Consider the following 10,053-nt stretch of genomic DNA (forward strand, 5'->3'; position numbering starts at 1 on the left):
AATTATATCTTTTTACAACGAATCGATTCAATAACAGGTTGATTTTCTTTTTTTACAGTTCCATTATTATCTTCTACTTTTACATCTTTACAAATTTGATCAACAATGTCCATGCCTTCATAAACATAACCAAAAACAGCATATTGACCATCCAAATAAGTAGAATCACTTTGAACAATAAAGAATTGTGAAGAAGCACTATCATTATCTTGACTTCTTGCCATAGAAAGAGCTCCACGTGTATGACTTAAAGGATTTTTTACCCCATTATCTGAAAATTCACCCTTAATTGTTTCTTTACTTCCACCAGTGCCATCTCCTTTAGGATCTCCACCTTGAATCATGAAACCATCAATAATACGATGAAAAGTTAAACCATCATAAAACTTTTCTTTACTTAACTTTACAAAGTTTGTTACTGTAATTGGTGCTGTATCAGCATCAATTTCAGCATAAATTGTTCCATAATCTTTAACTTTAATTTCAACTTGATAATTTCCTGATAAAGTTTTTGTTTTTTTAGTTGCTTTTTCTGTTGTTGTTTTAGAAGAACATCCAGCAATGGAAACAACAGTCATTAAAACTAAAAGTACTTTTAGAATTTTTTTCATTCATTTCACCTCTTTCAATATTATAACAAATATGAATTATGAAAAAAAGATACTCAATAAGACTTGATTGTGCTAAAATACATGAAAGAGGTTTTAAAGATGAGAGAAAAAAGAATTGTATTAGTAAATGATGTAACAGGATTATCAAGATGTTCAGTAGCCTGTCAATTGCCAATTATTTCAGCTATGGGAATTGAAACAGCTTTTGTACCAACAGCAATTTTATCTATCAATACATATCATAAAGATTTCTTTTTTGATGACTATACATCAAAGATGAATGATTATATTGAAACATATAAGAAAATGAATATTGATTTTGATGGAATATGCAGTGGCTTTTTAGGATCTGCGAAACAAATAGAAATAGTAAAAGAATTTTTTAAAGATTTTAAAACAGAAAAAAACTTTATTTTAGTAGATCCAGTCATGGGTGATCATGGAAAACTTTATCCGACTTATACGCAAGAAATGCAAGAAAAAATGAGAGAACTCATTCCTTATGCGACAATTGTTACACCTAATTTAACAGAATTGTGTGCTTTGATTGATGAAGCTTATCATGAAACAAGCAATGAGCAAGAACTTAAGCGCATGTGTGAAAAATTAAGTCAAATGGGTCCAAAAATGATTGTAGTAACGGGTATTTCTATTGGTCATCAAATTTTAAATTTTGTTTATGATCATGGAAAAGTTGAAAAAATCTATGTGAAACGTATTGGAGAAGATCGTAGTGGTACAGGAGATGTTATTTCTGCAGTAATTGCAGGAAGCTATTTGAAAGAGAAAAATTTTTTAGAAGCTGTTAAAAAATCAACAGATTTTGCTTCTAAATGCATTCAACATTCTGTAGACATTGATGCTCATCCACATATGGGATTATGTTTTGAACCATTATTAAAAGAATTGGGGGATTAAGATGATATTATATACATTATATAAAAATAGTTATATTGATATTGCACATTTAGAAAGTACTAAAGGGATTACATGTTATGTTAATTCGACAAATCGTTGTACATGTTCATGTACATTTTGTTTAAGACAAACAAAGGAAATGATTGAAAATAATTCCTTATGGTTAAAAGAAGAACCAACGGTTGATGAAATTATTCAAGAATTTGAAAAATATAATTTAAATGATTTCAAAGAAGTTGTTTTTTGTGGTTTTGGTGAACCACTTATAAGACATGATGATTTAATGAAAGTTGCTAAGTATTTAAAAGAAAGAAGACCTGATCTACCTACAAGAGTGAATACCAATGGGTTATCTTCTTTATATAATAAAAGAGATATTACGCCTGAATTTAAAGGATTGTTAGATACTGTTTCTATTAGTTTAAATACAAGTAATAAAGAAGATTATTTAAAACTTACAAGAAGCCAATATGGAATTGATTCATTTGATGAATTATTAGATTTTGCTAAAAAATGTAAAGCCTATGTGCCTCATGTTGTTTTAACGATTGTTGATACAACAATTCCTGAAAAAGATGTAGAAATTTGTAAACAGATTGCTCAAAATATTGGGGTAACTTTAAGAATAAGACCATTTGAAGATTAGTGAGGAAAGAAAAAATGATGCAATTATCTCGTGAAGAAAGATTACTTCATATAGGAAAAATGACCAATGTAAGAGATTTAGGCGGTTATGAAACACAAGAAGGATATTATACAAAATCACATAAATATGTTAGAAGTACATGTCCAAGTGGGATCAGTGATGATTTAAAAGAACAATTTTATCAATATGGTATTCGCACTGTCATTGATTTAAGAAGTGATTATGAATTAGTTCATCAACCACATAGTTTAAAAGGGTATAAAGATATAGAGTATTATCATATTAATTTACTACAAAATGAAAATATGTCAGTATTACCAAATGATATTAAAGACTATCAAGATTTAAGTGGTTTTTATATTTTTATGATCGAAGCGAATAAAAAACAATTTAAAAAAGTATTTAATATCTTTTTAAATCATCCTTATGACTGTACATTATTTAATTGTTCTGCAGGTAAAGATCGTACAGGTGTTATTGCATGTATGTTATTAGATCTAGCGGGATGTCATGAATATGATATTGTTAAAGATTATTCAGAATCTTATGAAAATAATATGGCAATGATCAAACAATTGGAAGAAATGATGCCAAGTGAAGATGAAAAATTTTTAGGTTCTGATCCAAGAGTGATGATGAAATTTATTGCGTATTTAAGAGAAAATTATGGTAGTACTAAAGGATATTTATTAAATATTGGTTTTAGTGATGAAGAAATTGAAGAAATTAAAGAAAATTTCATAATTTAAAAGAAAAAAGGCCTCCTATTGTCATATATAAACATAGGAGGTTTTTTTATGAAGGCATTAACGTTTAAAGAAAAACAAGATGTTTTAGAAGATCTATTTAAAAAGTATCACCGTGCTGTTTTACAACTTAAATGTTTAGAAGAAAGGAATTTTTATCCAGCGATTCAATTTGATACTGTTAAAGAAAAGAAGACGTATTATCAAGATAAAGGAAGTCAATTGAATGATCAATTGGTGTTAAAAGAAGAATTAGAGAAAGTTATTGCAACATTTGAATTTATTTTAGATTGTTTATCGATGGAGAGTAAAGTTATTATTGAAAAAGAATTTATAGAGAGAGTTGGTAAAGATTGGTGGATTGATTATTATTCTCGAAGTACATACTATCGTCTTAAAACAAGGGCCATGGAAGAAACTTTGTTCTATTTTAGTTGTTTATAAAAATCATAAAGTTTAAATATAAAGCAAAGAATAACCAAAGAATATAAGGAATATTTAGATAAAAACTTTTTGGATTAATTTTTTTAAAAATGATCAACATATAAATAACAGTAAGAATCAAAGCTATTAAAATCATTAATGAAAGAAAATAATTATGAAGATTAAAAAAGAAAAGTGGCCAACAAAAATTAATAAATAATTGAAAAGAGTAGACAATTAAGGCGTTTTCACGTTTAGGATCATGACTGATATAAATAAAATAACTAGAAATTCCCATCAAAATATAAAGAAGGGTCCAGACAATAGGAAATAACCATCCTGGAGGAGCCAATAAGGGGGTATTTAAATTGCTATATGTTTCCATTTGATTATTTGTGATAAAAGCGCTTATAGCACCTACTAATAAAGGAATAATCAAACTAATAATGAATGTTCTTTTTTTCATAATGTTCACCTAGTTTAGTATATCCCTATTTATTTAAAAATATACGTTCAAATCATGAATGAGATGTTATATAATAGAATATATTGGAGAAAGAGGTAATTATGAAATTAGTAAGTTGGAATGTAAATGGAATAAGAGCATGTTTACAAAAAGGTTTTTTAGATAGCTTTCATCAATTAGATGCAGATATTTTTTGTGTTCAAGAAACTAAAATGCAAAGTGGTCAAGCAGATTTAGAGATTGAAGGGTATCATTATTATTTAAACAGTGCTGTTAAAAAAGGGTATAGTGGAACACTTATTTATAGTAAAGAAAAACCATTGAATGTTTTTTATGGAATGAATAAAGAAGAACATGATCAAGAAGGTAGATTAATTACTTTGGAATTTGAAAATTATTATGTCATTACTTGTTACACTCCTAATAGTCAAAATGAACTCAAACGTCTATCTTATCGTATGAAATGGGAAGATGATTTTTTAACGTATCTTGAAAGTTTAGATAAACCAATTATTTTATGTGGTGATTTAAATGTTGCTCATCAAGAAATAGATTTGAAAAATCCTAAATCAAATCGTAAAAATGCAGGTTTTTCTGATGAAGAAAGAGAAAAAATGACTCAGTTATTAAATCACGGTTTTATCGATACGTATCGTTATCTTTATCCTTTACAAGAAGGTGTTTATTCTTGGTGGTCTTATCGTTTTAAAGCAAGAGAAAAAAATGCGGGATGGCGTATTGATTATTTTATTGTTAGTGATAGCTTAAAGGATAAGATTATTGATGCAACAATTGAAACAGAGATTATGGGAAGTGATCATTGTCCTGTAACTCTTACAATAGATCTTTAGCGGAGGTGTATTATGAATATAATACAAATGATTAACGTTTCACCACTAGTCACAATTTCTATTATTGCCTTGACTATTGATCTAACGATTTTTGGTTATTATTATATTAAAGCAAAGCATTAAAAAACTGCTACGTTTATTTGTAGCAGTTCTTTTTATTTTTCTAAATGTTTACAACTGTAATAAGAAGGAATACCATCTTTATAAGTAACATGTACTTCACCTTGAATAAGTGGATATAAATATTCATATAGTTCTTGAGTAATATCATTTCCTTCTTCATTGATCCATTCTACAGGAATTTTTTGTTCATAGTTAGCAACTTCTCTTACATCAGTAGAAATATAATCGATTTCATAAGGATGATTAGAAAGACGCTTAAATCCCATTACATGACCAGAAACGTTTTCTAAAGCTTTATCGATAGCTTTAGAACCAATAACAAATGATTCATTTAAATCTGTTTTACTAGCAATGTGCATAGCACATCTTTGTAAAACATTTAATTCAATACTTCTAACTTTACATCCAAATTCTTTAAATACAAGAGATTCAAGTAATTTTCCTGTTCCTGAATGTAAGACGTGTCCAAAAGCATCTTTTTTAGCGTATTTACTATCATCATCTAAGAAGTGACCGTTTTGATCTCTAATACCTTCTGATACAGCAATGACAACACATCTTTTTCTTTTCATGACTTCATGAATATCTGCTAAAAACTTATCTTTATCAAAAACAACTTCTGGTAAATAAATAAGATCAGGAGCTACATTATATTCATTTCTCGCAAGAGCAGCAGCGGCAGTTAACCACCCTGCATTTCTTCCCATGATTTCAATGATTGTAACGGATTGTAATTGATAAATTAAACTATCGTGTACAACTTCTAAGATAGAAGCAGCAACATATTTAGCGGCAGAACCAAATCCTGGTGTATGATCTGTTCCCATTAAGTCATTATCAATGGTTTTAGGAATACCAATAAAATGAATATCACTATTAATGTATTTAGCGTAATCATCTAATTTCATAACAGTATCCATTGAGTCATTACCACCAATATAGAAAAAGTCAGTGATTTCTAATTCTTTTAAAATTCTAAACAATTTAACATAAGTATCTTCGTCATCTTGAAAAGTAGGTAATTTATAACGGCAAGAACCTAAATACATGGCAGGTGTTTGTTTTAAAGCATTGATTTTATCACCATCATCAAATTCTTCTAATAAATCCATATATCTACCTTCGAGTAGACCTTTGATACCATTGATCATCCCATAAACATTTTCAAATTCTTGAGATGCTTTAGCACGATGAATAATCCCAGCAAGACTAGCATTAATTGCGATTGTGGGTCCTCCAGATTGTCCAATAATACAGTTTCTTTTCATATTCTTCTTGTCTCCTTTAACGCCTTTATTCTATCAAATACCCGCATTAAAGAAAAGTAATCTTCTAGTCTTTTTGTCTTTTTTTGATGAAAATAAGGGTAATGATTAAAATAAGTAAAATGATGAGAGTTATAAAATAAAGTAATAAATGATTTTTTTCTTTTTTTGAAATGATATGAAAAGATAAAGCTTTTTCTTCAATAAAAAGTTCAAAGAGATTAATTGTTACTACATTTTGTTGATATTTGCCAACATTGCTGGAAATAATTGTACCTGGCATAGTAATTTTAAAAGAGCAGGTAGCATTACTGGAATTTAAAAGTTGTAAAGTATTTTTATAATGATTCAATTCTGAAGTATCAAGCATATTTTTAGGAATATCAATAGATAAAATATATTTATTATTTTGTTTTGTAAGTGTAGAAATTTCTTTAATAAAAGAAGTAGGAGATTCTATCGAAAGTGAAGAATCGGTTTGTTTTTTTATTGTCCAATCTTTAAAAAAATCATGCCCCAATAATTGTTTTTTTATTTGTGAAATAGACATGTTATATTTTTCTAAAATTTGAGGCTCTATTGTAAGTTCACCATAAAGAGTAGGTTTTTTTATTTTAGAATAATTTAAAGAAACTAAACAGTCTACACAGCCAGTAAGTAAAAAAGTAAAAGATAAAATTATACAAATTTTTAGTATTTTTTTCATAGAATCCTCCAAATAAACAATAGGTTTTGTTATAATTATTAACAGTTAAATACATTTTTAGTTCATATTTCTGTATTAAAATAAATTAGGTGATAAAAATGAAAATCGATATTGTTTATACAACAAAATCTAAATATATAAAGTGTGTCGCTGATGAAATGGCAAGGTGGGTCAAAACATATGCTCAAGATTTAAATCAATATCATAGTGATCATGATGTTGATTTACTTGTTATTGGGTTTGATGATACGTTATTTAAAGATAAACAGTTGCTGGAATTTATACAATCATTAAGTCGGCAAAATGTAAAAAATCTAGCATTGATCAATTGTTTTTTTATTAATAATAAAAGATTGATGAAAGTAATTCATCTTTGTCAAAATCAACAATTACCTCTTATGAGAGAGCAATATACTTTTAAAATGTCCTTTGATCAAAGAAAGGAAATCAATCCTCTTATTATTGATAATGCAAGACTTTATATAGAAGATATGGTAAATGTTATACGAGATTACTATTAGGAGCGAGGCTCCTTTTTTATTTTCTTATTGTAATAAAAAAATATTAAATTAATAAAATTATATTGACACTAATTTATTAACATGATATATTTTTGTCAAGATTTCTAAAAGGGAACGGAAATCAATAAAAAAGGGGGAAAACTTATGAAAAAACTTGAAATCATTATCAGACCAGAAAAGTTAGAAGATTTAAAAGATATTTTAACAGTTTCTGGTGTAACAGGCATGATGATTTCCAATATTATGGGGTTTGGAAATCAAATGGGTTATACACATCAATATCGAGGTGTCACATATTCTGTTAATCTTGTTTCAAAATTAAGAGTTGAAACAGTTGTTAAAGATGAAATCGTTCAAGAAATTGTTGATAAAGTTACTGAAACTTTATCAAGTGGAAACGTAGGAGATGGAAAAATCTTTATTTATCCAGTTGAAGAAGCGATTCGTATTCGTACTGGAGAAAAAGGGGAAAACGCATTATAAAAATTGAGGGGGATTTATTATGAGTGAAACATTTAGCGTATGGTTTCTAATTGGCGCAGCGCTGGTATTTTGGATGCAAGCTGGATTCGCCATGGTAGAAGCAGGATTTACAAGATCAAAAAATACAGGGAACATTATTATGAAAAACTTAATGGATTTCTGTATTGGGACATGTACATTTATTTTAATTGGTTTTAGTTTATTATTAGGAGAAGATTTACTTGGTTTTATTGGTAAACCAGGATTTGATATATTTACAAGTTATGCAAACTTTGATTTTTCAAACTTTGTTTTTAACTTAGTGTTCTGTGCAACAACTGCTACCATTGTTTCAGGGGCAATGGCAGAAAGAACAAAATTCTTATCTTATTGTGTTTATTCAGGAGTTATTTCAGCACTTATTTATCCAATTGAAGCGCATTGGATTTGGGGTGGTGGATGGTTATCACAACTTGGTTTCCATGATTTTGCTGGATCATGTGCAATTCATATGGTTGGTGGTATCTCTGCATTAATTGGTGCTAAAATCTTAGGACCTCGTATTGGTAAATTTGATACAGATAAAAATGGGAAAGTCGTTAAAGTTAACGCGATTCCAGGACATAACATTACTGCTGGAGCTTTAGGTGTCTTTATTCTTTGGCTTGGATGGTATGGATTCAATGGGGCAGCGTCTACAACTGTTCCACAACTTGGTTCAATTTTCGTAACAACAACAGTGGCACCAGCCATTGCAACTGTTTCTTGTTTGATCTTTACTTGGATCAAATATGGTAAGCCTGATGTTGGTATGTGTTTAAATGCTTCACTTGCAGGTTTAGTAGCAATCACTGCTGGATGTGACGTCACAGATGTTTTAGGATCGATTATTATTGGTACTGTTGCTGGATTACTTGTTTGCTTTGGAGTTTGGTTCTTAGATTATAAATTACACATTGATGATCCTGTAGGTGCTGTTGCTGTACATTGTTGCAATGGTATTTGGGGAACAATTGCTGTTGGTTTGTTTGCGACAACTTCTGCACCAGAAAGTACTTTAACAGGTTTATTCTACGGTGGTGGATTTGATTTATTAATTAAACAATTAACAGGTGTTTTATCAGTAGGTATTTGGACAGCGATTACTATTACAATTACTTTCTTTATTATCAAAAAAATCTTTGGATTACGTGTATCTGAAAGAGAAGAAATCATTGGTCTTGATTTAGAAGAACATGGATGTGAAGCTTATCCAGAATATATTAAAAAATAATTTTTGAAGGGTCATTAAACTGACTCTTTTTTATTGTAGAAATAAGCAAAGTAGATTATACTTTTCATGGGTGAGGGGGAGTATATGAGTAAAAGATTAGAACAATATTTTTATTTAGTTTTAGGTTCAACATTGTTGACACTAGGTATTTGGTTGTTTGTGACACCAAATCAAATCAACTTTGGGGGAATGATTGGTTTAGCTCAATTAATTGATTATTTTATACATAAGTTTTTAGTTTTACCAAAATCATTGAATACATTAGGAATGATCAACTTATTAATGAATATTCCATTATTTATTTTTGGATATAAAATAATGAATAAAGAATTTTGTTTTAAAACAATTATTTCTTTAATTATCCAAACGGTATTACTATCCATTCTTCCAGCAATCAAAGAACCGATTGTTGAAGATGCTTTATTAAATGTTGCTTTTGCGGCCATTATTTGTGGAATTGGCGTTGGTTTAGCACTTCGAAGTAGTGGATGTTGTGGGGGTATTGATATCGCAACAGTTTGTTTAGTTAAGAAAAATCCAGATTTTAAAGCAGGGCAGCTTTCTATAATATTTAATGTTGTTTTGTTTGGAATATGTTTATTTATTTATGATATTAAAATTATTATGTATTCAATTGTCTTTGTAGCAATTCTTTATACAACAGCAGATAAGTTCCATCTACAAAATATCAATGTAGCGGTCTTAATATTTACAAAGAATAAAGAAATTAAAGAAGCAATTATGAAACAAATGGGTAGAGGAGTTACCTATTGGATGGGTAAAGGCGCTTATACGGAAACAGATCAAGAAATTCTTTATGTGGCAATCAATAAATATGAAATTCAACAACTTAATAAAATTGTTTCTTCATTAGATCCCAAAGCCTTTGTTACATTAGCACAAGGGCCAATGGTTCATGGAGGATTTGAAAAAAGATTATAAAAAAAGACATCAAAATGATGCCTTTTTTTGTATAAGTAAAATCAAATAAAAAAATGGTGGTTCCGGGCGGAATCGAACCACCGACACGAGGATTTTCAGT

General features: G+C 28.9%; 12 protein-coding genes and 1 pseudogene. 9 read left to right on the top strand and 4 right to left on the bottom strand.

Going from position 1 to position 10,053, the window contains the following annotated elements:
* Nucleotides 1-2: 2 nt before the first annotated feature.
* Nucleotides 3-611: a peptidylprolyl isomerase gene (locus tag LJD32_RS09320; RefSeq protein ID WP_032091641.1), complete on the bottom strand. Its 609-nt coding sequence runs from the start codon at nucleotides 609-611 to the stop codon at nucleotides 3-5.
* A 99-nt stretch (nucleotides 612-710) separates the two neighbouring features.
* Here LJD32_RS09320 and LJD32_RS09325 point away from each other — a divergent pair, with 99 nt between their 5' ends.
* Genes LJD32_RS09325 through LJD32_RS09340 form a run of 4 tightly spaced genes read left to right on the top strand, consistent with a single transcriptional unit; the run spans nucleotide 711 to nucleotide 3,365 of the window.
* Nucleotides 711-1,529 (top strand): pyridoxamine kinase, encoded by an 819-nt coding sequence (locus tag LJD32_RS09325; RefSeq protein WP_227392244.1) that lies wholly within the window; start codon nucleotides 711-713, stop codon nucleotides 1,527-1,529.
* Between the two features lies 1 nt (nucleotide 1,530).
* Nucleotides 1,531-2,175 (top strand): TatD family nuclease-associated radical SAM protein, encoded by a 645-nt coding sequence (locus LJD32_RS09330; RefSeq protein ID WP_032091639.1) that lies wholly within the window; start codon nucleotides 1,531-1,533, stop codon nucleotides 2,173-2,175.
* Between the two features lie 14 nt (nucleotides 2,176-2,189).
* Nucleotides 2,190-2,924: a tyrosine-protein phosphatase gene (locus LJD32_RS09335; protein WP_118306724.1), complete on the top strand. Its 735-nt coding sequence runs from the start codon at nucleotides 2,190-2,192 to the stop codon at nucleotides 2,922-2,924.
* Between the two features lie 48 nt (nucleotides 2,925-2,972).
* Entirely contained in the window at nucleotides 2,973-3,365 is a 393-nt protein-coding gene (locus tag LJD32_RS09340) for an MG284/MPN403 family protein (RefSeq protein ID WP_032091637.1), read from the top strand.
* Here the strand turns inward: LJD32_RS09340 and LJD32_RS09345 are convergent.
* A complete protein-coding gene (locus LJD32_RS09345; RefSeq protein ID WP_022000854.1) occupies nucleotides 3,352-3,810 on the bottom strand; it encodes a TspO/MBR family protein in 459 nt (152 codons plus the stop codon). The genes LJD32_RS09340 and LJD32_RS09345 overlap by 14 nt on opposite strands.
* A 101-nt stretch (nucleotides 3,811-3,911) precedes the next feature.
* Between LJD32_RS09345 and LJD32_RS09350 the strand changes: the two genes are divergently transcribed.
* Nucleotides 3,912-4,661 (top strand): exodeoxyribonuclease III, encoded by a 750-nt coding sequence (locus LJD32_RS09350; protein ID WP_032091635.1) that lies wholly within the window; start codon nucleotides 3,912-3,914, stop codon nucleotides 4,659-4,661.
* A gap of 155 nt (nucleotides 4,662-4,816) precedes the next feature.
* Here the strand turns inward: LJD32_RS09350 and LJD32_RS09355 are convergent, their stop codons facing one another.
* Together LJD32_RS09355 and LJD32_RS09360 are read right to left on the bottom strand one after the other, a co-directional pair.
* Nucleotides 4,817-6,052 (bottom strand): 6-phosphofructokinase, encoded by a 1,236-nt coding sequence (locus tag LJD32_RS09355; RefSeq protein WP_022000852.1) that lies wholly within the window; start codon nucleotides 6,050-6,052, stop codon nucleotides 4,817-4,819.
* A 64-nt stretch (nucleotides 6,053-6,116) separates the two neighbouring features.
* A complete protein-coding gene (locus LJD32_RS09360) occupies nucleotides 6,117-6,755 on the bottom strand; it encodes a hypothetical protein (RefSeq protein WP_227392245.1) in 639 nt (212 codons plus the stop codon).
* Between the two features lie 98 nt (nucleotides 6,756-6,853).
* Between LJD32_RS09360 and LJD32_RS09365 the strand changes: the two genes are divergently transcribed.
* The 4 genes and pseudogenes from LJD32_RS09365 to LJD32_RS09380 all read left to right on the top strand — a co-directional run bounded on the left by LJD32_RS09365 (nucleotide 6,854) and on the right by LJD32_RS09380 (nucleotide 9,953).
* Entirely contained in the window at nucleotides 6,854-7,276 is a 423-nt protein-coding gene (locus tag LJD32_RS09365) for a hypothetical protein (RefSeq protein ID WP_227392246.1), read from the top strand.
* 144 nt (nucleotides 7,277-7,420) lie between these two features.
* The gene (locus LJD32_RS09370; protein ID WP_022000849.1) at nucleotides 7,421-7,759 is read left to right on the top strand and encodes a P-II family nitrogen regulator; all 339 of its coding nucleotides are present in this window, start codon (nucleotides 7,421-7,423) and stop codon (nucleotides 7,757-7,759) included.
* A gap of 19 nt (nucleotides 7,760-7,778) precedes the next feature.
* Nucleotides 7,779-8,987 (top strand): annotated as a pseudogene (locus LJD32_RS09375) (ammonium transporter); the annotation flags it as partial.
* A 108-nt stretch (nucleotides 8,988-9,095) separates the two neighbouring features.
* Nucleotides 9,096-9,953 (top strand): YitT family protein, encoded by an 858-nt coding sequence (locus LJD32_RS09380; protein WP_117347278.1) that lies wholly within the window; start codon nucleotides 9,096-9,098, stop codon nucleotides 9,951-9,953.
* Nucleotides 9,954-10,053: the final 100 nt, after the last annotated feature.

Source organism: Faecalibacillus sp. TM498 (assembly GCF_020589955.1).
Taxonomy (GTDB): Bacteria; Bacillota_I; Bacilli_A; order Erysipelotrichales; family Coprobacillaceae; genus Faecalibacillus; species Faecalibacillus intestinalis.

Coding starts and splice junctions, on each gene's coding strand:
- LJD32_RS09320 (WP_032091641.1), bottom strand. CDS start 611: ATGAAAAAAATTCTAAAAGTACTTTTAGTTTTAATGACTGTTGTTTCC.
- LJD32_RS09325 (WP_227392244.1), top strand. CDS start 711: ATGAGAGAAAAAAGAATTGTATTAGTAAATGATGTAACAGGATTATCA.
- LJD32_RS09330 (WP_032091639.1), top strand. CDS start 1,531: ATGATATTATATACATTATATAAAAATAGTTATATTGATATTGCACAT.
- LJD32_RS09335 (WP_118306724.1), top strand. CDS start 2,190: ATGATGCAATTATCTCGTGAAGAAAGATTACTTCATATAGGAAAAATG.
- LJD32_RS09340 (WP_032091637.1), top strand. CDS start 2,973: ATGAAGGCATTAACGTTTAAAGAAAAACAAGATGTTTTAGAAGATCTA.
- LJD32_RS09345 (WP_022000854.1), bottom strand. CDS start 3,810: ATGAAAAAAAGAACATTCATTATTAGTTTGATTATTCCTTTATTAGTA.
- LJD32_RS09350 (WP_032091635.1), top strand. CDS start 3,912: ATGAAATTAGTAAGTTGGAATGTAAATGGAATAAGAGCATGTTTACAA.
- LJD32_RS09355 (WP_022000852.1), bottom strand. CDS start 6,052: ATGAAAAGAAACTGTATTATTGGACAATCTGGAGGACCCACAATCGCA.
- LJD32_RS09360 (WP_227392245.1), bottom strand. CDS start 6,755: ATGAAAAAAATACTAAAAATTTGTATAATTTTATCTTTTACTTTTTTA.
- LJD32_RS09365 (WP_227392246.1), top strand. CDS start 6,854: ATGAAAATCGATATTGTTTATACAACAAAATCTAAATATATAAAGTGT.
- LJD32_RS09370 (WP_022000849.1), top strand. CDS start 7,421: ATGAAAAAACTTGAAATCATTATCAGACCAGAAAAGTTAGAAGATTTA.
- LJD32_RS09380 (WP_117347278.1), top strand. CDS start 9,096: ATGAGTAAAAGATTAGAACAATATTTTTATTTAGTTTTAGGTTCAACA.